Raw genomic sequence first — 22097 nt, forward strand, 5'->3', positions numbered from 1 at the left:
TTTTACTGTTTTCCCAACTTTCATCGTGCATCCCGACCTTTCTTCATGAATCCATTCCATGTTTAGCCATTTGTTATCCACCCTGCCCGACGGCAAAACGATCCAAGTCAACATCGGTTCGCATTGGACGGCAGTCGTCGTCGAAATCGATGGCGCCCAACGCTGCGGCCTGGCATCCTCCCTGTCCAACGTGCACAAACGCCACGGCGAGCCAGATGTGCCTCAAGCGGGACAACTGGAGAGATTATCGGGTCTGGAATTGGCTGCACTGGCTCAATCGGAACAACCTGTGCTAGCCAGCGTTGGCGTAGCGGCGATCAATGCCCTGATTCCACCGCAGCCCGATGCCTGGGTGGACCTGAACGCGGAAGAAGTCATCGCCGAGCATGGAGAAGGCAAACTGGTCGCCCTCATTGGGCATTTCCCCTTCATTCCCCGCTTGCGCACGCGCGTTGGCGAGTTAGTCGTCCTGGAGCAACACCCACAGCCCGGAGACCTTCATGCGGACACGGCGTTAGCTGTTATTCCCAAAGCAGAGGTTGTTGCCATCACGGGGACTGCGTTGATCAACCACACGCTAGAAGACCTGTTGGCGCTTTGTTCGCCTCAGGCGCATGTCATCCTGTTGAGAGCAAGCACTCCTCTCAGTCCAGTTCTTTTCGATTACGAGATCGATCTGCTTTGCGGATCGGTCGTAACTGCTATCGAGCCGGTGCTGCGGACAGTGAGACAGGGCGGTATTTTTCCGCAAATCCATCACGCCGGGGTGCGTCTGGTATGTATGAAACACCCCGCTTATTTTCACATAGGAGAAAAAAGTGTCTGATATTAACACGAACCAAAAAGTTATAGAGGCTATTGAGCGTGTCGAGCACCCCTCCATTGCTACAACTTTGCTGGATTTGGGGATGTTGCGTGATATTGAAGTATCGTCAGATAAAAAAGTAGCGTTGACGATGGTCTTACCATTCCCCAGCATCCCCGACAACGTGCGTGACTATATGGTGAATAGCCTGGCTACCGCGATCCAATCCAGCGGTGGAGAATTAGTAACCGTGAATCTGGCTGTGATGAACGAAGAAGAGCGCCAGAACTTTTTGACAATAGAACAGCAAAATTGGAGAGGCTAAACGATGGATAAATTCTACACAAATCATGACTGGTTCGATCATCTTTTTCCGGAAGGGTTTCCTATCCCCAGTTCAACATTGTTAAGCGGCCCCGGTGGTTCCGGCAAACCCTTGATCGGCAACGTGATCGTGGCAGACTGGCTGCGGCAGGGCGGTAGTGTCGTTTTTATGTCTTTGCAATATCCCGATCACAGTTTCATTGTGTCGGGGTTGCAGAACGTTTCCGGGCTTAACCTGGACGATTACGCCGACCAGACAGCTTTCATCGAGTTGGATGCAACTCTGGAAGCTATGTCTGCCCCAATAGGCAATCACTTTAGCGCCAATATGGTTAAACCCCAGGTGTGGGATGCGGCCATCGAACAAGCCTGTAAAATGGTGCCGGACGAGGGGCCTGGGATTCTGATATTCAGTTCCGCCTTAAATTTACTCTTATTCTCTCCCACTTATGGTAGAGGCATCCTAGAAAAAATAAAGGCAACCGCTCAGGAAACGGGAAAGTGCACCTATCTATTTTCAGCAAGCACCACTGCAAAAGCAGAAGAGATCGCTGAACTGGAAGCCGTCGTTGACAACCTGATCATGACACATAGCACCAAAGCGCCTTTCCGGCTTTACATGCGTATCGAGCGCATCAAAGATGCACCTTTCGAGCCTGAAGAAATCCTGGTGCCCATTTCTCCCGAAGTCTTGACAGATATGAAATCAGTCGCTGATTACAGTCGTAAGCGGGTCATCCCATTGGTCTCTCAACTCTAGCCTGCATCGGTAAGGCATTTTCGGAAAAATAAATAAGCCTCCAATCCGAAAATGCCTCTAGCGACTTCCGAAAAATGATAAAATTTCCCTCAACTATTTTTCGGAAGTCGACTAATAGCGGTCCAAGCTCAAGGGTAATAAAGATGAACTCACAAACGGACGAGATATTCAAATCAGTAAAACAAATCCTCGCAACGATTCCCCCAGGAGTTATCCTGGTAGCGGCGGCAAAAACACGGACACTGGAGGAGGTGGAAGCTGCTATCGAGGCAGGTGTAACCCATATCGGTTACAATTATATTCAAGAAGCGCTACCCATCATCCAGGCGGTAGGCGGACGGGTGACATGGCATATGATCGGCCATCTGCAGCGCAACAAAGCAAAAATGGCCGTGCAACACTTCGACATGATCGAAACCGTTGACTCGTGGCGGCTCGCCCAGGCTTTAGATCGCCGCTGCGCGGATATTGGGAAAACCATGCCTGTGCTGGTCGAAATCAACAGCGGGAGAGAATCAAACAAAACGGGCGTGCTACCAAATGACGTAGACGAACTCGTGCAGCAAATCAGCACGCTCGAACATCTCCACGTGGAGGGCCTGATGACCATGGGGCCACGCTTCGGCGAGCCAGAGGACAGCAGGCCCTATTTTCAGGCCACGCGGGAGGCTTTTGATCGTCTCTCCTCTAAAAATATCCCCCATGTCACCATGCAATATCTTTCCATGGGCATGAGCAATAGTTATCAAATTGCCATCGAAGAAGGCGCAAACATCGTCAGAATTGGCACGAAACTTTTCGGTGAACGCTGATCTGAGGAGGATGAACACCTTATGAAAACAACTACTACAAAAATCACCCTGAGCATTAACAACACAGTCCGTACGCTTTCCGTGGGAAAAAGTGAAAGCCTTCTGGATGCACTTCGCAATGCCTCCTATTTCAGCGTCAAATCTGGCTGTGACGATGGCACTTGCGGGGTTTGCACAGTCCTGTTGAATGGGAAACCAGCGCTCAGTTGCAAAACGAAAGCGGTTGATGTCGATGGCGCTAAGATCACAACCCTTGAAGGGCTGAGCCAGAACGGTGAACTGCATCCCATCCAAACCGCCTTCATGGAAACCGGCGCTATTCAATGTGGTTTTTGCACGCCGGCACAAATTCTCTCTGCCAAATCCTTGCTGGATAAGAACTTAAACCCCAGCGATGGCGAAATCCGCAAAGCCTTGAACCCCGTCCTTTGTCGCTGCACAGGCTATGTGCGCGGTGTGGATGCGGTGCATCGCGCGGCTGCGGTCATGCGTGGGGAGAAGGTTGAACCGTATATCCATATTGACCACGCCCTGCCCGCTGACACGAGACAAATCGAACTTCCAGAAGAATTTTACCGCCGCGATGGGGGGCGTAATCCCCTACCACCGCTGATTTTCACCCCAGAGGCGATGGGCAAGACGAAGGTCGTCGGCAAGTCCGAAGTTAAAGTGGATGCTAAAAAACTGGCGCAGGGACGTCCGGTCTTTACCGATGATTTTCGGCTGGATGGGATGTTCTACGGGGCGCTGCTCACCAGTCCCCATGCCCATGCCCGTATTCGGGGCATCGATGCCAGCCGGGCGCGCGCCCTCCCAGGTGTCCACGCCGTCCTGACTCACGAGGACATCCCGCGTGTCAAGTACGCATCGGGCGGACAGAGCTATCCCCAGCCGTTGCCTTACGATCAGGTCAGTCTGGACGATAAAGTCCGTCACGTCGGTGACCGCGTCGCCATTGTGGCTGCCGAGACGCTCGATATTGCCAATCAGGCGCTGGATATGATCGATGTGGACTATGAAGTTTTGCCGGTCGTCGTGGACATGGAAGCCGCCATGCAGGAGGGCGCGCCAATTATCCACGATGAGCCAGATACCGAAGGTGTTTATGATAGAGAGCGCAATGTCGCTGTCCACATTGATGCCCAGGTCGGCAATGTGGAGAAAGCCTTTATCGAGGCCGACCACGTTTTTGAGGGCGAATACCGCACCCCCATGCAACAGCAGGCGCACCTGGAACCGCATGTCACGATCACCTACATGGACGAGGACGACCGCCTGGTGATCCGCACCAGCACGCAGGTTCCCTTCCATATCCGCCGCATGGTCGCCCCACTGATTGGTTTGCCCGTGAAAAAGATCCGTGTGGTCAAACCGCGCATCGGCGGGGGCTTTGGCAACAAACAAGAACTGCTCCTGGAAGATTTATGTGCCCATCTTAGTTTAGCGACCGGCCGCCCGGTGCGTATGGAGTATACCCGCACGCAGGAGTTCACCAGCTCGCGCCGGCGTCACGCCAACATCGTCCGCTACAAGGTCGGGGTCAAAGATGAAGTTATCACCGCAGCCGACCTCTATTTGCTCGGAGATACCGGGGCTTACGGCGCGCACGCCCTGACAGTCAACATGGTCGGCGGTTTCAAGGGGCTGACGCTCTACAACCCGCCGAACGCCCAATTCATCAGCGATGTCGTTTACACCAACACGATCCCGGCGGGCGCATTCCGCGGCTACGGCGCGATGCAATGTCAGTATGGGATCGAAGTTTTGATGGCTGAAATTGCCGACAGCCTCGGCCTGGAGGTGGTCGAATTCAAGCGCAAGAACTGGCTCAAAATCGGCGAACCGATGCACCTATCCAAAAAATTGGGCGAGGGGCGCGAGGGGGTCGAGCAGGCCCTGCAAACCAGCGCCCTGGAACAATGCGTGGACATCGGCCTGGAAGCCACCGATTTCTATTCCAAACGTAAACAATATCGCGGACAAAACGGACGCTATCGGCGGGGGATTGGCATGGCGGTGGTCATGCACGGCAGCGGGATCGCCGACCTGGACATGGCCGCGGCGACGCTGAAAATGAACGACGACGGCTCTTTCAACTTGCTGATAGGCGCAACCGACCTGGGCACCGGCTCGGACACCATTCTGGGGCAAATGGCGGCGGAGGTCCTGGGCATCCCCTTGGAGGATGTGATTGTCTACTCCTCGGATACCGATTTCACGCCTTTTGATGTCGGGGCGTATGCCAGCAGCACCACCTACATCAGCGGCGGCGCGGTGCGCAAAGCGGCGTTGCAGGTCAAAGAACAAATTCTGGAACATGCCGCGCTGATGCTCGAACTCACCGATACAGCCGGGCTAAAACTCGAAAATCGGCAAGTGATCGCCCCGGATGGACGCTCGGTCACGCTGGAAGAAGTTGGCTTGAGCAGTCTGCACCAGCAAAACCAGCATCAGATTGTGGCGACCACCTCGCATACCAGCCCACTCAGCCCACCGCCGACCGCCGCCCAGTTCGCAGAAATCGTTGTAGACATCGAAACAGGCAAGATTGACACCGAGCGGCTGTTGATGGTGGTGGATTGCGGGCGGGTGATCAACCCGCTCACCGCCGCTGGACAGGTGGAGGGCGGGATATCACAGGCTTTAGGCTTCACTCTGACTGAAGAAATGCTCTTCGATCAGGACGGGCAGCCCCTCAACGCCAGCTTTGGCAAATACCATATCCCTCGCGCCGCCAAAATGCCTGCAACGGACGTGATTTTTGTTCAGACCGATGAACCGAGCGGACCTTTTGGCGCTAAATCAGTTGCCGAAATTTCAATTGATGCAGTAGCTCCAGCCATCGCCAGCGCAATCCATGATGCCACGGGTGTGTGGATGCGAGAACTGCCATACACCCCCGAACGCGTCCAATCTGGCTTGAAAAGCAAATGAAGCTCGTCAAGATCAGCAAACTACGTTATACCAGTCGTCGACCAATACAAAAACTGTCGCGGCTAAGTCTTCCAAGTGTATACTGCTCATTGGGGAGTCCTCCGATTATGGTTTTGGGAGTCGATACCCCATTTTCTGTCGTCTTCCCTTCTTTTTCAATTCTGGAATCTCACATTAGCCGTATAGGAGAAAAAAGTGTCTGATATCAACACGAACCAAAGAGTTATGGAGGCTCTTGAGAGCGTCGAGCACCCCGCCATTGCTACAACTTTGCTGGATTTGGGGATGCTGCGTGATATTGAAGTATCTTCAGATGATGGAGTAGCGTTAACGATGGTCTTACCATTCCCCAGCATCCCCGACAACGTGCGTGACCATATGGTGAATAGCCTGGCTGCCGCGATTCAATCCAGCGGTGGAAGGTTAATAACCGCGATTACAGTCGTAAGCGGGTCATCCCACTGGTCTCGCAACTCTAGCCTGCAACGAACGTGATTTTTGTCCAGACCGACGAGCCGAGCGTGAACCCGACCGCCGCCGAAAAAATGGACTGCAAACCTGGCACCATGCCCGATGGCGCTACCATCGTTAATGTGATCTTGGGAGGTCACTGATATCATGAGCACGCACATACAGAAGATTGAATTGCGAGGGAACCTGACATCAGAGGATATGCACCAAACGAAGCCCTTCTATATCGATGTGCCTGATGGTGTCACCAACATTCATTTTCTCTTCAGTCATAATCCAAGATTCGGCGATGATCAAAAGTTACCGAACCAGATCAGCCTGATGATCTTCGATACGAATGGCCCTCGTTTTGAAATCTCGCGTCCGGATGAGCAAGGGGTGTTCATCAATTCGGCGCGCACATCACCTGGCGGAACGCCAGGTCCGATTCCGGCAGGGCGCTGGATGGTCTTTGTCCTGGTGTTTCGTCTCCTGTCCGACACGCCAGTGGACTATGAACTTACCGTCAGCATGTCCTTCGAACCCATCGAGGAGGAGCCACTAATGTGGCCAGCGGGTCGATCTCTTGGACGTGGACCTGGTTGGTACCGCGGCGATCTGCACGCACACACGATTCACTCGGATGGTTCCTGGGACATACCGGACATCATCGACTTCTGGAAAGCACGAGGGGCAGACTTCATGACCTTGAGCGATCATAACACCATTTCCGGCCTGGCGCAGGTGCGCAGCATGGCTGACGATCAACTGCTGACCATGGGCGGTATAGAGTTGTCCACCTTTTTCGGCCATGCTGTAGCACTTGGCGTCACACAATGGTTTGACTGGCGTAAACTTGATGGAAGCCAAATTACGGTGCCGGAACTCGCACAGAATGTCATTGACAGCGGTGCGCTTTTTATCATCGCGCATCCCATGCATCCCGGAGATCCGGGCTGTTGCGGGTGCCGCTGGGAATACGACGATATGATGCCGGGCAACGCCTCTGCCGTGGAGATATGGAACGGGGATTGGGAGAGCTCTGACCAGGAGGCGCTTCAACTCTTTTATCATTGGCTCAACCAGGGCCATCGTCTGACGGCTACAGCGGGCACCGACCTGCACGGTCCTCCTCCGGCGGGCGTGCGCGGGGCAGTGAATGTGGTCTACGCTGAGGATTTGAACGAGAGTGCTATTATTGAGGCGATCAAGGCCGGGCGTTCCTACATCAGCGCCGGACCGGAACTGTTGCTCAATGTCAGAACGGAGTCTGGCGTCGAAGCGATGATCGGAGACTCTGTACCGCAGGAAGCGGTGACCATTATCATTCGTTGGCGCGACGGCCATGATGGCGACTATATTCGGCTTGTCGTAGATGGGCGAGCCTATCACGAGAAGATTGTCGGCCCGTCTGGAGTACAGGAGTGGCATCTGGACGCGGGTCAACGACAGTGGTGCAATGTGGAACTACGCGACGCAGACGACGGCCTGTGGGCGGTGAGCAATCCGATATTCTTCTCCCCCTCTGATTGAACCTCTTCAATCATTGCATGCGAAGTCGGGGATTGCTTACTTCATCCAAACCGACGTGGATCAGATAAAGTGACAGGAAAAGCACCATCAGTGTAAATACCGGCGCCATCCACCACCACCAGAAATTCTGGAAGATGGCGCTAAAGCTGAGCGCCCAGTAAATCATCATGCCCAGCGTCATTTGACGCTGGGGGCCCAGACCCAATATTGACAGTCCAGATTCCGCCAATACAGCGGCAATGAAAGCGTTGACGAAATTGGCCCCCAACCACTGAGCCATATGTGGCATTAGCTCGCGCACAACGATTTCCATGCCGGTCATGCCTGAGAGTCTCGCCATCTCCACAAAGCCCCTTTCCTTCAGACTCAGCACCTGGGCGCGCACCTGCCGCGCCGGCGAGGGCCATGCAAATGCGCCAATGATCAGCGCCATCGTGACCACGCTGACGTTGCGCACCAGCGCCGCGATCAGGATCAGGAAGAGGAGCGAGGGCACCGCAAGAAAGATGTCGATGAGGACGCGCAGGACTGCATCGACTCTGCCGCCGAAATAGCCAGCGGTGAACCCGATCAACGCGCCCAGGGTTGTGCCGACCGTCGCCGCGATCAAGCCGATCATGATTGAATTTGGAATCGCTTCAGTCAACTGGATGGCGACACTCCGCCCAAGTGAGGTGGTGCCCATTAGCGTGTCCTGGAGCGGTGGTTGCCCGGGCGGGAAAGCACCGACCCTGCGTAACTCTGGGTCTACGAAGAGCTTGCCAAGCAGAGCAAAGAGCAACAGGGAGAGAAAGATGGTGCCGCCTATGGTGAAATTACGGTTGCGCAGCAGGTCCCATAGGAACCCATGGCGACCCTCGACCGCCTGTTCCTGCACCGGGACAACAGCCATGGCCTACTTGCCTCCCGAGTCAGCATAACGAATGCGGGGATCGATCAAAGGATAAGCAATGTCGATTACAAAGTTTGCCAGCGCCACCGACAGAATGATCAGCAGCACCCCACCCTGGATGAGCGGATAGTCCAGGCTTTTGATCGCGTTATAGATCTGGTAGCCAACGCCAGGATAGGCAAAGATCACCTCGGTGATCAGCGCGCCGCCGACAATGTGACCGAGGGCGATTGCCAGGCCCGTGGTCTGAGGTAGCAGAGCGTTGCGAAACGCATATCCCCACGTAACACGTCGCTCTTGAATTCCCATTGCCTCGGCGTTCAGAATGTAATCTTCCCCTTTTAACGAGATGATCAGGCTGCGCATACTCAGGAACCACCAGCCCAGTGACACAAGCAATATACTCAATGCAGGCAGCACGGCGTGGTGAAGCGCGTCCAGGATGAAGTCCGTTGTCAGTGCAGGACGCATGCCGACGGAATAGGCTCCGGATAACGGGAAAATCGGCCAACGGAAGGCAAAGAAAAAGACCAAAATCAGAGCCAAAATATAATAGGGCGTTGTATAAAGCACCAGAGAGACTGGCACCAAAAGGCGAAAGACGCCGGCTTTGCGTCCGCGCCAACCGGTAATGGCGCCAACGACAGACCCCAATACCCAACTCAGCAGCGTTGTCACCGTGAGCAGTCCGATTGTCCAGGGTAACGCACGCATCAGCATCTCAGACACTGGCGATGGGAAATTGCTGATCGAGATCCCCAGGTTGCCCCGCAAGAGTTCCCGCCAGAAACTGATGTACTGTTTCCACAACGGATCATCCAGGCCGAACCTGGCGCGGTATTCGGCAATCATCTCCTGTGCATTCATGCTGCCGCCCACAGAAGCCATATTGGCGAAGATAGCTGTCATCGGCTCGCCAGGCACCATGCGCGGCACAAAGAAGACGACGGTCATTGAAAGAAAGACCGTAGCGATCAAGAGCAAGAATCGTTTGCCCACATAGCGCGAATAAGCATTCATATGGATTTACCAACCTACTCGGCAGGGGATGGCGCCTGCGCGCTCACCCTGGAACCAATTAGATCCTGCCGAGTAGGCGTGAATCAGACAATTAACCCGCACGACGTGCGGATAGGCAGTTCGCTATTGTCCTGCCGGTCGGATACCATCAAACCACTGTCCGGTCGTCGGTGACTCGTAACCGGTGAGCAGAAGGTTCATCGTTGCCCACCAGTTGACCGGCATCATCCATGGGTTCTCTGCATCAGGCCAGCCTTCCCAGTACGTGGTGTTGAAGGGTACCAGAGCCGGCGCCTGGGTCAGTGGTGTCACGGGCAGATCCGCGTACCAGATTTCCATTCCGCGACTGAAGATTTCAACCAGGGTCGCCTGGTCAGCATTTTCGCCCAATGCCACCAGCATTTCATCTACGATGGCATCATATTCAGGATTCTGGTAACGGAACGAGTTGCGTTCATACCAGGGGGCCGCCTCACCCAGCGGTACGTAGAACTTGCCGTGGAAGAGCTCCATGTTTTCGTAGACCGTGCCGGGACAGAAGGGCTGCGGCGCATAGAGATCCCAGTTGCCGGCGAGAAGGGCTGAAGCATTGACTGCACCGGACAATGGTTGTAGTTCCACCGCCACTCCGCCAACCTCCAACTGATCGGCCAGGACCTGGGCCACCTTCATATTTTCAGACGAGTCGGCGTTGGTTTGTAGCACAGGGGTCAATCGTTCGCCATCTTTTGCCCAGAACCCCTCGTCATCCTTGGCATAACCGGCCGCCGCGAAGAATTCTTCGGCCTTGGCTGGATCATAGGTCACAGCGCCTTCGGCGATGACGTCGCTGATCGCGTCCATATAGGGGGCGAGACCTGAATAGGCAGGCCAGACTGTGTCGGCCGTTGCCGTGGCGCCTTCATAGGCCAGGCTGACAATCTGATCGCGATCGACCAGGCTGGACACGGCTTTACGCAGGTTCGGATCGTTCCACGGCTCGCTGGCGTGCTGGAACATGAGCGCGCGCGGGCAGGGGTCATACCAGGCGTACGGAGCGTCCTCCAGCCAGGCCTGCACGTTGGGGTTGCGTTCCTTGACTGACAGGAAGGCGCCCGTTGAGAGAATGCCAATCGCCGGTGAATCGATCTCGTCGGCGGAGAGCGCGATGGCCACGCTGGTTTCCGGTCCAACGTGAATGAAGTTCACCTTCTCAGGTGCAGGTGTGACGCCAAAGACCTCGGTTCCCCACCAGTCACCCCGGCGCACGTACGAATAGGCCGACTCTGTGGCGTTTTCCAACAGGTATGGGCCTGTGCCGATCGGCGGGTCGTTGGCGAATGTTACAGGGTCTTCAATTCCGTTCCAGATGTGCTCAGGCTGGATTGTGATACCGCTCCAGACGGGAACGGCAGGGAACGCTTCGCGCACCAGATGGAGGCGCGGGTTCGGTTCGGTGAGGACAAATTTGACGGTGAGATTATCGACCTTCTCAACCACTGCAACTGCCTGGTTGGCTTCATTGGCCCACGTCATGCCTGGATTGTTGCGCAGCATTTCGTAGGTGAAGACCACATCATCAGCGTTGAACTCTTCGCCGTCGCTCCATTTGACGCCTGAACGCAGCTTCACGGTGATCTCGGAAGAATCGTCGTTGTACTCGTAGCTTTCCGCCAGCCACGGTATGTATTCGTCGGATTCCAGGTTCAGGTAAAACATATATTCATGAACCAACGCTCCCAACCCGCTGCGAGAGCGATCGAATCCAGGTGCATAGATGTTGTAGTTGTCAGTGTTGGCGAAGGGTTTTGAGACAGCAACATTGAGCGTTGACGCACGTTCCGAAACGATGGGCGGAGCCGGCGGCTCCGCCGGTGTTGCCGGCTCCGCTGGTGCCACTGGTGCCGCTGGTGCCGCTACCTGACACGCCGTCGCGACCATCGCAATGGCAAGTATGAGAAAAACTACCACCATTTTCCTTGTGAAGCTGTACATGATTATCTCCTTCTTCACTCAGACAAGAAAACAGACTTTGACGGACGACAAACCTTCGATCTGCGTCCTAAAACGTTTACTTCATCATCACCTCCTCCGTTGGCGAACGGTATGTTGACGAATATGACAGCTACAGAACTGTAGTCGGCCCGCCGACCTCCGATGTATGCATGAGCAGTTCATTCATGCTGTCATACGCCAAGGTCGGGCAATCCTCGTACAGGTAGCAAGTGGCTGCGCGCTGTTCATGCATGCGAAAGAACGGTGGCGCTTTCTGAATACATGGCTCAAATGTGCTTGGGCAGCGTGCAGCAAATGGACAACCAAGATCATTCTGCGCCTGAGCCGCCAGGGGAGACGGCTCTGACTCCTCCGACCATAGGCGGTCAGGATTGGGCCAGGGGATTGAGCTGACCAATAGTTGTGTGTATGGATGCTTGGGATCTTTCACGACCATGCCAACGTCCCCGGCCTCTGCAACGTAGCCGCGATAAAGCACAATGATGTCGTCACAAATTTGATACGCAGTAGTCAGGTCATGCGTAATGTAAATCACTGAAATACCATATTCGTCACGCAATTGACGCAAATTGGTGAGCACAGTTGCACGCAATGACGCATCGATCATCGACACTGGCTCATCAGCGACGATCAGCTTAGGGTTTAACATCAGCGCACGCGCGACCATGATCCGTTGACGTTGACCGCCGCTTAACTGATGCGGGAATCGACCGAGTGTTTCCTCCGGCCTCAGTCCTACCGCATCCAGTGCGCCGATCATCAGTTGCATTCTCTCTTCTTTGGTCCGCGCGAGCTTGAACTTCTTGATCGGCACCTCCAACATGTGGTCAACTTTGTACAGGGAATTGAACGACCCAAACGGATCCTGAAAGACCGCCTGCACGTCCTGACGAAACGCGCGGCGTTCTGAACCGCTCAATCGCGTAAGATCTTTGCCTTCATACAGTACGTTCCCCTCTGTCGGCGTTTCCAGCCCTAAGAGCAGACGCGCCATTGTGCTCTTGCCACTGCCGCTCTCGCCCACGACTCCCGTAATGGAAGGGCGTGCGGAATCAATACTGAAGGTCAAATGTCTTAGAGCAACAGTTTCGGTGCGTTGGCCAACCCCACCGCCAAATATCTTGGTGACCTTCCTCGCTTCAAGCAGTGCAGTCACGCGTAACTCTTCTCGGTTTGAACGCTCCACTGTTCCCCGTCGTTATGCAGGTGGCAGGCAACCCACTGTTCTGGAGCGACCTGACGATAGACTGGAGCCATATCGATGCATTGGTCCATCGCATAGGGACAACGGGGATGAAAGACACAACCTTCGGGGCGCTCCGACGCCGAAGGGGGGGAACCCGAAGCCGCTCCGGACAACATCTGTTTCTCCTCCAGTGATGGCAGACTGTCCATGAGCAGTTGCGTATAAGGATGTTGTGGGCGGCGGAAGACAGCGCGCACCGGTCCTTCTTCGACCAGCTTACCCGCGTATGTTACTCCAATGCGACTTGTGAACTGTGCCATCAGACCCATGTCATGTCCGATAAGGATCACCGCGGAATTCAGATCCTCCTGCACCTGACGTAATGTCTGCATGACTTGGCGCTGAACAACCACATCCAGTGCACTGGTCGGTTCGTCGGCGATGATCAGGCTGGGACGCAAGCTCATGGCAAGGGCAATGCAGACACGTTGCTTCATGCCTCCGCTCAATTGGTGAGGGTACATGTCGGCAACGTCCTGCTGTAGCCCCACTCGAAGCAGTAGTTCGCTCAACTGTTCGCGGGCATCTTTCTGCGTAACCTTTACACCGTGACTGTTCAGGCCGTCCGCAAACTGCTGGCGAATGCGGATCACCGGGTTGAGGGAGTTCATGGCCCCCTGAGTGACCATCGCCACGCTGGCCAGTCGACGTTGGCGCATTTCCTCGTCTGAGAGGTCCAACAGATTTTCGCCATCAAGACGGATCTCTCCAGACTCAATGACTCCGGGCGGGCGGATCAGGCGCATGATGGCCAGGGCAATAGTTGACTTTCCCGAACCGGACTCCCCAATCAGACCAAAGCGTTCGCTAGCCTTCACACCGAAGGTGATAGCGTCTACAGCTTTGACTATCCCGCGGGATGTATGGTAGTACACCCGCAGGTCGTTCACTTGAAGTGCTGAAGCCATACGACAAGAAAGACAGCCGTGGAATCTGGAATGGAATTGTGCACGCGGTAGTGGTTAAAACAAGTTCTGCTGGACTTGACGAAATCGGAAATAATACGACCTGTGCTACTTCATACCCTGTACAATAATAGTAAAAATATTATCTGAGTCGCGTTTCCTGCTATCTGGCTGAACACACGTGTGCTCAACTCACCTTGATCAGTATAGCAGGAATTGAAACCCGAGTCAAGAGCTTTCCGGGGGATGTTCCTCTACATTGACTCACAGGGAGGGTTTGTGCTACCCTATCATCCTAGATTTGGGCCATGCCAGCTCGATTCAGATGTAAAAGTGCAAAGATAAGTAATAATACTCAACCTGAGAAGGACGACCGAAAATGCTACCAACTAAGATCGTCGCAATCGGCGCAGGCAGCGCCATTTTCGGCCTCAATACCGTTGCCGCCCTGATGGGCAGTGAACGCCTGCGGGGCAGTCACCTGGCGCTGGTCGACAGAAACGCCGAGACACTGGCCCTGATCACCCGGTTGGCCGAACGACTCAACCGCGAATGGGACGCTGAAATGACGATCAGCGCCCACACCCATCACAATGATGCACTCTCAGGCGCCGAGTTCGTTGTTTCAGCCATCGAAGCACCGCCGCGCGAAGTTCTCTGGCGGTCCGACTTCGAGATCCCTCTCAAGTATGGTGTGCGCCAGCCCTACGCCGAAAACGGTGGCCCGGGCGGATTCATCCATGCCGCCCGTAACATTGGGCCGGTGATGGAGATCGTTCACGACATGGAGCAACAATGCCCCGACGCATGGTTCCTTAACTACACTAACCCCATGATCCGTATCTGCGATGCCATTGCTCGCTACAGCGAGATCAAGGTCGTTGGACTCTGCCATCAGATACACGCTGCCTATGGGATGATTGGCTATGCTCTTGCCGATGACCTTGGCATCACAGTGCCAGAACCAGTCACATCCACACATGCTGATCCCTATACCTGGCCGCCTCTGGTAAAAGTGATCCATCAGGCGATGAAGCGCATCGACATCCAGGCGGCCGGAATCAATCACTTCAGTTGGGTGCTGGGCATCTACGACAGACAAAATGGCCGGGATCTGTATCCGCTCTTCACAGAACGTTGGGCAGAGCTGGACCCCACCTTCGAACCTCTGACCCGGCGCATCTATGACATCTTCGGCCTATTCCCCGTTGCCGGCGATGAGCACATGTGCGAATACCTGCCCTGGGTAAACGATCCCATTACCAAACCCTGGGAGAAATACGACATCAGCCTCTACGACTGGGGTCTGTGGGAGGATTTGCGGAGGATAGGGCATGACGATATTGCTGAGATGGGTGCAGGCGAAAAAGACATCGGCTTTCTTCGGGAGGTGGATAGCGAAGGGGCTCTGGAGTTGATTGTCAATATCGCCGGCGCTGGAAACCACTACCACCCTGCCGTCAACCTGCCCAACCAGGGTTACATCGCTAACTTACCTGACGGCTCTATCGTGGAGGTGCCGGGTCTGGTTAGTGGAGCGGGCGTGCAAGGCGTGGGAGTGGGGAATCTGCCGGAGCCTGTCGCCGAATTATTGCGCCGCGAGCTCACCGTCGCCCGCCTGGGCATCGACGCCGCCATACACGGAGACAGACAGGCCGCGCTACAGTGCCTGCTGCTGGATCCGATCGTCAGTGATCTGGAGGTGGCTCGACTCATCTTGGATGACTACCTGAAAGTTTACCGGGACTACCTTCCTCAGTTTTGGTAGACGGTGGCATCCGCCAACGCAGTAGACTGACGCCGGATAAAGACTGATTTCAGCATTGTGAGCGTATGAGCAGTAAGAACGCCCTTTACCTGAACGATAATGCAAATATCGGCATGGTCCATTTTCGCTCCATTCCATCTTGAAAAATTCGCGGAGAGGCTTCCTTCTACAAGCTGGTGATGCGTGAATGAGGGCCGTTTCAGCGAACGTCTCGATTAAACTGGAAGATAGCGAACCATGAGTGATGAGCAAGCAGAAAAACTGAAGCAATTGACAACACTCATCAATCGATAAGGAGAAACAACCTGTGCGTATCGCAATCTCACTACAAACCAACAATGACCTGAACAGCATCGTCGCTCAGCATTTCGGACGTTGTCCCTATTTCGCACTGGTGGACATGCAGGGAAACGAGGTCCAGGCAATAGAAGTCATCGACAATCCCTATTATGCTGGTCATCAGGTAGGGGAGATTCCACGGTTTATCCATGAACAGAAAGCAGATGTCATGCTTAGTGGCGGGATGGGCGGCCGGGCTATCCAATTCTTCGAACAGCTTGGCATCGGAGTTGCAACCGGCGCCAGCGGTACGGTGCGTGATACGTTGGCAAGCTACAACGCCGGTGAACTGCGTGAGGCTGCTCCATGCGCCGAGAGTGTTGCGCATGGCCACGGGCATGAGCAGGATTAGAAGGATCTTAGCCCGAGCCTGGCGAAAGATCCCATCCCCCGCGCCGTCAAAATGCCTGCAACCGATGTTATCTTCGTCCAGACCGACGAGCCGAGCGTGGACCCGACCGCCGCCGAAAAAATGGACCACAAACCTGGCACCATGCCCGATGGCGCTATCATCGTCTGGGCATCAACCGCCGGCCCGATGTCAAACCCTCAGTCAGTCGGGGAGCACCACCAATTTTACAACCTACCTGCGTTTTTCCCACAACACAACCAAACCAACAACTAACCCGACAGCCAACGCAGCCAGAGCGAATTTCCGTGCGGGAGAATTTGTTTCCTCCACTTTTGTTATCGCTTCTGTGTCGACTTCATCCAGCAGCGTTACCGTGCCGGCATCGCCATCAACCAGAATGCGCTGACCATTTTCGATACGCTGGGTTGCCATACCTGTACCCATCACCGCTGGGATCCCGTACTCTCGCGCCACGATGGAACCGTGGGCCAATGCGCCTCCAATGTCGGTGACCAGCCCCTTCGCCCGGGCAAAGAGAGGCGTCCAGGCCGGGGTGGTGGTCGTGCAGACGAGGATCGTGTCCGGGACCATCCTGTCGAAGTCTTGCGGGGACCGGATAACGCTGGCCGGTGCAGTGACCCGGCCGGGACTGACAGCGAAGCCATCCAACGTGGGGCCTGCGCTGATGGTGCGGGATTTAGGCTCGAACATGGCCATGTCGATCGGCCCGAACTTCATCCGGCCATCCGGCGGAACCACCACCGGTGGATCGAGGCGCTTGCGCGCTTCGCGCAGAATGCGTCGCTCCCGGGCCTGGCTGGCCAGGTCTGGTCGACCGACACCATCCGCGCGTGCATTGATGGCCTCCTCCAGTTCTGCGCTCTTCAGATAGAAGACATCGACCGGCGCATCGAGGGAGCCGGCTTCCGTGAGCCGTCTGCCCAGTTCGAGGGCCAGCCGTCGCAGAGCAGGCCAGGCCGCGCCCACATAGAAGAGCGCCTCTTCCCGGTAGGGCGAGTAATGCTGCGCCCAGCCCAATAAGCGCCTGAAAATCGGGCGCTGGGTGGGATTCAATGAGCGTTCCGTGCGCGCGACCAGCGCCTCTCTCTCCCGCGCCAGCTCGGCCTGGCGAGCGAGCGCATCCCGCTCCGGGTAGGCGACGGCCGCCTGCAAGCTCAACAGAACAGGGAGGGGATCATCCGCCAGGGTAGGTGCAACGAAGTCCAGGTTGTAGACCTGGTGGCCATACGCATCAAGATATTGCTGCAGGTTGTCCAGCACCGCCTGCCCGTCCGCATGCTCCGCCAGCATATCGAGCAAGCGTGGAGCTGGCGTATTCAACACCTGTTTCCGCAATGTCTCAGAGGCCTGGATCTTTCTGGCGATGGCTTCCAGCCGGGCCTGCGCCTCCACCGCCTTGGATGGGAAGCCGCGCAGAAAAGAGCCGCTGGTCAGGCAGGCGCCGTTTGACCGGCCGCGCCCAACCGATTTCAGAAAGCGGTTGAGCGCGGCATCCGTGACTCGCGCCAATCCCAGGGGTACAGCCGCCGCAAACCAGTAGATAGCATCCTCTGCGGCAAGTTCACGCACACCCTGCAACAGAGTCTCGTCGGACGCATTGGGCAAGTCGATGCTCTTCCAATGCTCGATGGCAGCCCGATAGTCAGGCAATGACTCGTCTCGCCAACGGGGAACCAGGTGGCGGATCATCTTCGGCAAGACGACCGTATAGATGCGCAAGACAAGCGGAACAATCTTCAAGCTGAAGTCAAAGCTGGCGATGCTGTATGCGTAGCCATTGACTGTGGCGGCAAAGGGCGGTTCGACGAAGTCCCACACGTTGATCTCGAAGCCGCTCAGGTCGGTCAAAGAAACGCCAATTTCATCCATCGATTTATCCAGGCCGTTTTGCAGATAAAGCTCGTCGAAAAGCGGGGAGAGGGGTTCCGGCATGTGCTCGACGACTTGTCGTCGCATCCAGATAGTGCCGGGCCTGGGCGGATCCCAACGCACATCTCGCAACGGCACCGGTGGCAAATTGGTGATGGGGCGCGCTTGCAGAATGGCGATTTTGCCGCCGAATATCGCCCATTCAATGTCCATCGGCAAACCATAATGCGCCTCGATCTGTGCGCCATACCGTGCCAGCTCGATGGCCGTGGCGTCGTCCAGGACCCGTTGATCTTGTTGTGATTGGGGTGTGGATCGCTCCTCTGTGCCATTGTCAATCAGCACCGTCATCACCGTTTTGGTGGTTGTCTCGCGGGATATTATCTGCCAGGTCGATTTATCCACGACCACGGTGTCGGGTGTCACTAGCCCACCGACAATCGCCTCACCCAGGCCCCAGGTGGCGTTGATAACGATCTGGTCGCGCTCGCCATCAATCGGGTTGGCTGTAAACAGAACGCCGGCGGACTCGGCCGGAATGAATTGTTGCACAACTACTGCGAGGCTCACAGTGGCGGGGTCAATGTCCTGACGCATCCGGTAGGAGAGGGCGCGGGCCGTCCACAAACTGGCCCAGCATTTTTTCACCGCATCCAATAATGCGCGCCCCCCTCGAATGTTGAGATAAGTGTCCTGCTGACCGGCGAAACTCGCTGTGGGCAAATCCTCGGCGGTGGCGGAAGAGCGCACGGCAACCGGGATCGCCCCTTCCATGGTCAAATCCGCATACGCCTCCAATAAATCGATCTGGATGGCCTCCGGCATGTCGCCAGCGAGAAAGCGCTCTTTGATAGCTGCGGAGGCCTCTTCAGCCGACTGCGGATCGTCGGCCGCAACCGCAGAGGCCAGCTCGGTGATCTGATGCTGTAACCCATTTTCGTTCACAAATGCACCATACGCTTCCGTCGTCAGGACGAATCCGGCGGGAACGGGAAAACCGGCTGCGGTCAACTCTCCGAGATTGGCGCCCTTGCCCCCCGCGAGCGGGATGTCGTTTTTGCCAAGTTGCGTGAAAGGAGTGGTGTAAGTCATGGTGATGTCTCCGTTTTAGTATTCGAAAAAGCTAACCCCAACGTTACTACTCAGGCTCGGCAGGAAAATGACTTGTTTGCGCTCAGATCAACCACAGATTGCCCAGATTCCACAGATTTTTTTGTTTGAATCTGTGTCAATCGGCGAAATCTGTGGAAAACCCGGGACTGCCTGAGCAGTTACGTTTTCTGGTTATGCTCTGGCGACGCCGCGCACGAAGAGCCCGAAAGGGATGAAGCAGATCAGGCCCAGAATGAATACCACAATCACGTCGACCAGAACGAACGGCGCGCCGGTCATGATCGGCGCCAGGAGCAGGAACACAATCAGGCCGATGAACAACATGCTGCCCTGAAAGAGAAGTCCCGTGCCACCCACGTAGCCCTGCTCCTGGTGCCGCCACAGCAGCACGCCACCGACGACCCATGCCGGTATCATCAGAAAATCCGCCACAAGCAGCGCCACTTCAGTCCTGGGAATAGCTGTCTGGTTGACGATGGCATTGGCCAGCTCGCCCAGGGTGCGCAACAGGAAGAGTGTCCCCAGTCCGGTCAGTACGCCGCCGGCCAATCGTTCTGGTACATTTCCGCTGAGCCGCTGCTGCACTGCCTTTCCATCGATGCTGGCTACCAGGCCAATCATCGTGTACAGGCTTAACGCCAGGAGCGCGAGATAAGATAGAAACGCCCAATTGAACGGCATGGCAAAGAGGTAGACGATGGTGTTATACACGATGAAAAAGAGCGCGCCCGGCCAAAAGAGCAGCCCGATGAGCTTGCCGCGGCGCGCGAAGTACATCGAAACGAGCAGGATAGGCACGCCGATAAAAAGATTCACCACATCATTGGCGACGAAAGTTTGCGCCAATTCCTCCGATGGATAGATGTCGGACCGGTACAAGAGACCAGCCACGGACACCGCGGCCATGAGAAGAGCGACGATGAGAGACGAAGCATAGGCCACGGTGAGGCTTCGCGTGATCGGCAGCGAATCGCCTGGGGTTGTTGTGTTGGTTGGGGTCATGTTTCTACTTTCGAGTCGATAGTCATTAGTGGACACTGATCACTGACAACATCATGAGCAAACGCAGAGAGGAGAGAGAAGTAGATATCCTTGCGCCTCTTCCGCGGCCAGCCATTGGGGCCTGGTTGAATCATAACACAACACGGGCAGCGGGACAATGACCTGAATCATATGCCGGCAATTCCAAAACGATTATGCAGGACTCCGGAGCGAAGCGGAAGGAGCAGCGCGCGGGCTGAGAGAGGGGTCGTGAGAGTTTTCCAGTAAGAATATGGCGGGGGAGCAGCTGTGGTATAATGGTTGCAGGAAGTCGGTGTAGTCTTCTGTCGGGTGCCCCATGGGCGTCCGCACTGAATGGCGACCGCGATCCACTCAGGGTTGCTGCGCCTGGTCACCAGATCACGCCAGTGTAAGTGAAAGTCTGACGCTTTTTGGATGGAGTCTTGCCTGTTGCCTGCAAAAGGAGGTTGAAGTGAATCGTAAACAACTGACCCTGTCGGTCGTTGTCTTGTTCGCCCTGGTTGTGTCGGCCTGCGCGCCCATACTGGTATCACAACCACAAACACCAGCGGAGGGCTTCCCCACCGCCGCCATTGCGACAGTCCCCGAAACCGAGAGCGGGGAACCGCTTGAAGTGAAAGTTCTCACGGTCGCCATGTTTGAAGTTGGCGAGTCTACAGGTGACTTCCCGGGTGAAGTTCAACTCTGGGTTGAGGGTGAGGAAATGACCCAGGAGTACGACGTCACTGGGGCATTCTCGCCAGTCTATTGCAACAAGGCCGGTTTTTGTGCCATGGTCACCGGCATGGGGACGGCAAACGCAGCTGCCAGTCTGATGGCGGTTGGCCTGGATCCGCAATTTGACCTGACAAAGACGTACATCATGGTAGCCGGCATTGCAGGCACCCCGCCCGACGACGGAACTCTTGGCGCTGCAGCCTGGGCCGAGTGGGTCGTCGACGGAGATCTCGCCCATGAGATCGATTCTCGTGAGATACCAGAGTCGTGGGATTATCCTCTGTTCAGGCTGGGCTGTGCCGAGCCCTGGTGTGATGGAGGATGGTCATCCGGGACTGACGTATTCCATCTCAACGCCGACCTGGCGGAATGGTCCTACCAACTCTCCAAGGACGTCGAGCTGTTCGATTCCGAAGGAGCACCTGATTACAGGGCTAACTATCCCGAGGGCCTGCCGGCAAGGCAAACCCCATTTGTAACCAAGTGCGATAGTTTCGCTGCAAGCACCTACTGGCACGGCGCTCTGCTCTCGGATTGGGCCGAATGGTGGACCGATCAGTTGACTGATGGCCAGGGCAACTACTGCATGTCGAACATGGAAGACTCAGGAACGCTGACCTCCCTGAGTCGGCTTTCAGACGCAGGTTTGCTTGACCTGGACCGCGTGGCTGTGCTTCGCACCGCCAGTAATTTTGACCAGCAATACCCGGGCCAGACGGCGGCTGAGTCGGTGCGTGCCGAGAACGATGGGTTTATGCCATCGGTTCAAAACGCATATCGTGTCGGATCTGCTGCTGCGCAGCACATCGTCGATAACTGGGAGGAGTGGAAGGACGGCGTCCCTTCGCTACCCTGAACCATTGAGCAACTGAGGCTACACCGGCTCGGGTTGCCCATGGGCAGGCGCGGTGTTTTCACCACCGCGCCTGCTTGAAGGAAAACCGGAGCAACCTCGTTCGATCGCTGGATGAGACGGGGGCATTGCACCCGTTTTGGTGGGATAGGGGGCAGGCACAAGGCCCTACCCGTACATTTTCAATTTACGCCCTCATATCGCCGCACCCATTCCAACGAAGCCGATTTGAAAAAGCCGGGCACATCGGCGTAGGGGCGACCCTCGTGGTCGCCCTCTGTTGGCAGGGACGACCACGGGCAGGGACAAGCCACTGCCCCTACCAGGGGCGGCGCGCCAACGATGACAGGTGTCGGCAATGCGGGC

The 22097-nt window shown here is 55.8% G+C and carries 18 protein-coding genes; 10 read left to right on the forward strand and 8 right to left on the reverse strand.

The genetic code is table 11. From position 1 onward, the window contains the following. Positions 1–58: 58 nt before the first annotated feature. From U9R25_03500 to U9R25_03530, 7 genes are all read left to right on the forward strand, one after another. Positions 59–826, forward strand: coding sequence for a DUF364 domain-containing protein (locus U9R25_03500; protein ID MEA3334947.1), 768 nt, complete (start codon positions 59–61; stop codon positions 824–826). After that, entirely contained in the window at positions 819–1130 is a 312-nt protein-coding gene (locus U9R25_03505) for an iron-sulfur cluster assembly protein (protein ID MEA3334948.1), read from the forward strand. Before U9R25_03500 ends, U9R25_03505 begins: the two co-directional genes overlap by 8 nt. A gap of 3 nt (positions 1131–1133) precedes the next feature. Further along, positions 1134–1889 carry an ATPase domain-containing protein gene (locus tag U9R25_03510; GenBank protein ID MEA3334949.1) on the forward strand — a complete coding sequence of 252 codons (756 nt, stop codon included), beginning with the start codon at positions 1134–1136 and terminating at the stop codon, positions 1887–1889. Between the two features lie 143 nt (positions 1890–2032). Continuing rightward, positions 2033–2701, forward strand: coding sequence for a YggS family pyridoxal phosphate-dependent enzyme (locus tag U9R25_03515; protein MEA3334950.1), 669 nt, complete (start codon positions 2033–2035; stop codon positions 2699–2701). Positions 2702–2722: 21 nt separating this feature from the next. Beyond that, a complete protein-coding gene (locus U9R25_03520; protein ID MEA3334951.1) occupies positions 2723–5635 on the forward strand; it encodes a molybdopterin cofactor-binding domain-containing protein in 2913 nt (970 codons plus the stop codon). Between the two features lie 195 nt (positions 5636–5830). Further along, positions 5831–6130: an iron-sulfur cluster assembly protein gene (locus tag U9R25_03525; protein MEA3334952.1), complete on the forward strand. Its 300-nt coding sequence runs from the start codon at positions 5831–5833 to the stop codon at positions 6128–6130. 123 nt (positions 6131–6253) lie between these two features. After that, positions 6254–7618: a CehA/McbA family metallohydrolase gene (locus tag U9R25_03530; protein ID MEA3334953.1), complete on the forward strand. Its 1365-nt coding sequence runs from the start codon at positions 6254–6256 to the stop codon at positions 7616–7618. A gap of 10 nt (positions 7619–7628) precedes the next feature. On the opposite strand, the gene U9R25_03535 is transcribed toward U9R25_03530, so the two are convergent. The 5 genes from U9R25_03535 to U9R25_03555 all read right to left on the reverse strand — a co-directional run bounded on the left by U9R25_03535 (position 7629) and on the right by U9R25_03555 (position 13679). After that, the gene (locus U9R25_03535) at positions 7629–8510 is read right to left on the reverse strand and encodes an ABC transporter permease (GenBank protein MEA3334954.1); all 882 of its coding nucleotides are present in this window, start codon (positions 8508–8510) and stop codon (positions 7629–7631) included. A 3-nt stretch (positions 8511–8513) separates the two neighbouring features. Beyond that, on the reverse strand, positions 8514–9530 hold the full coding sequence (locus U9R25_03540; protein MEA3334955.1) for an ABC transporter permease: 1017 nt from the start codon (positions 9528–9530) through the stop codon (positions 8514–8516). A gap of 123 nt (positions 9531–9653) precedes the next feature. Further along, entirely contained in the window at positions 9654–11504 is a 1851-nt protein-coding gene (locus U9R25_03545) for an ABC transporter substrate-binding protein (GenBank protein MEA3334956.1), read from the reverse strand. A gap of 130 nt (positions 11505–11634) precedes the next feature. After that, positions 11635–12681, reverse strand: coding sequence for an ABC transporter ATP-binding protein (locus U9R25_03550; protein MEA3334957.1), 1047 nt, complete (start codon positions 12679–12681; stop codon positions 11635–11637). Further along, positions 12678–13679 (reverse strand): ABC transporter ATP-binding protein, encoded by a 1002-nt coding sequence (locus U9R25_03555; protein MEA3334958.1) that lies wholly within the window; start codon positions 13677–13679, stop codon positions 12678–12680. Before U9R25_03555 ends, U9R25_03550 begins: the two co-directional genes overlap by 4 nt. Before the next feature lie 376 nt (positions 13680–14055). On the opposite strand from U9R25_03555, the gene U9R25_03560 reads away from it, so the two are divergent. Both U9R25_03560 and U9R25_03565 read left to right on the forward strand, forming a co-directional pair. Continuing rightward, complete coding sequence (locus tag U9R25_03560; protein ID MEA3334959.1) at positions 14056–15444, forward strand: hypothetical protein; 1389 nt, start codon at positions 14056–14058, stop codon at positions 15442–15444. Between the two features lie 307 nt (positions 15445–15751). Continuing rightward, the gene (locus tag U9R25_03565) at positions 15752–16135 is read left to right on the forward strand and encodes a NifB/NifX family molybdenum-iron cluster-binding protein (GenBank protein ID MEA3334960.1); all 384 of its coding nucleotides are present in this window, start codon (positions 15752–15754) and stop codon (positions 16133–16135) included. Positions 16136–16366: 231 nt separating this feature from the next. On the opposite strand, the gene U9R25_03570 is transcribed toward U9R25_03565, so the two are convergent. Both U9R25_03570 and U9R25_03575 read right to left on the reverse strand, forming a co-directional pair. Then, positions 16367–19117 (reverse strand): PEP/pyruvate-binding domain-containing protein, encoded by a 2751-nt coding sequence (locus U9R25_03570; protein ID MEA3334961.1) that lies wholly within the window; start codon positions 19115–19117, stop codon positions 16367–16369. Between the two features lie 192 nt (positions 19118–19309). Further along, complete coding sequence (locus U9R25_03575) at positions 19310–20140, reverse strand: hypothetical protein (protein MEA3334962.1); 831 nt, start codon at positions 20138–20140, stop codon at positions 19310–19312. A gap of 472 nt (positions 20141–20612) precedes the next feature. On the opposite strand from U9R25_03575, the gene U9R25_03580 reads away from it, so the two are divergent. After that, a complete protein-coding gene (locus U9R25_03580) occupies positions 20613–21734 on the forward strand; it encodes a purine nucleoside permease (GenBank protein ID MEA3334963.1) in 1122 nt (373 codons plus the stop codon). A 179-nt stretch (positions 21735–21913) separates the two neighbouring features. On the opposite strand, the gene U9R25_03585 is transcribed toward U9R25_03580, so the two are convergent. Then, positions 21914–22097 (reverse strand): hypothetical protein (locus U9R25_03585; GenBank protein MEA3334964.1); only part of this gene is annotated, 184 nt, incomplete at its 5' end.

It is taken from the genome of Chloroflexota bacterium, assembly GCA_034717495.1.
In the GTDB taxonomy this organism is placed as follows: Bacteria; Chloroflexota; Anaerolineae; order JAAEKA01; family JAAEKA01; genus JAYELL01.

Coding starts and splice junctions, on each gene's coding strand:
- U9R25_03500 (MEA3334947.1), top strand. CDS start 59: ATGTTTAGCCATTTGTTATCCACCCTGCCCGACGGCAAAACGATCCAA.
- U9R25_03510 (MEA3334949.1), top strand. CDS start 1,134: ATGGATAAATTCTACACAAATCATGACTGGTTCGATCATCTTTTTCCG.
- U9R25_03515 (MEA3334950.1), top strand. CDS start 2,033: ATGAACTCACAAACGGACGAGATATTCAAATCAGTAAAACAAATCCTC.
- U9R25_03520 (MEA3334951.1), top strand. CDS start 2,723: ATGAAAACAACTACTACAAAAATCACCCTGAGCATTAACAACACAGTC.
- U9R25_03530 (MEA3334953.1), top strand. CDS start 6,254: ATGAGCACGCACATACAGAAGATTGAATTGCGAGGGAACCTGACATCA.
- U9R25_03535 (MEA3334954.1), bottom strand. CDS start 8,510: ATGGCTGTTGTCCCGGTGCAGGAACAGGCGGTCGAGGGTCGCCATGGG.
- U9R25_03540 (MEA3334955.1), bottom strand. CDS start 9,530: ATGAATGCTTATTCGCGCTATGTGGGCAAACGATTCTTGCTCTTGATC.
- U9R25_03545 (MEA3334956.1), bottom strand. CDS start 11,504: ATGTACAGCTTCACAAGGAAAATGGTGGTAGTTTTTCTCATACTTGCC.
- U9R25_03555 (MEA3334958.1), bottom strand. CDS start 13,679: ATGGCTTCAGCACTTCAAGTGAACGACCTGCGGGTGTACTACCATACA.
- U9R25_03560 (MEA3334959.1), top strand. CDS start 14,056: ATGCTACCAACTAAGATCGTCGCAATCGGCGCAGGCAGCGCCATTTTC.
- U9R25_03570 (MEA3334961.1), bottom strand. CDS start 19,117: ATGACTTACACCACTCCTTTCACGCAACTTGGCAAAAACGACATCCCG.
- U9R25_03575 (MEA3334962.1), bottom strand. CDS start 20,140: ATGACCCCAACCAACACAACAACCCCAGGCGATTCGCTGCCGATCACG.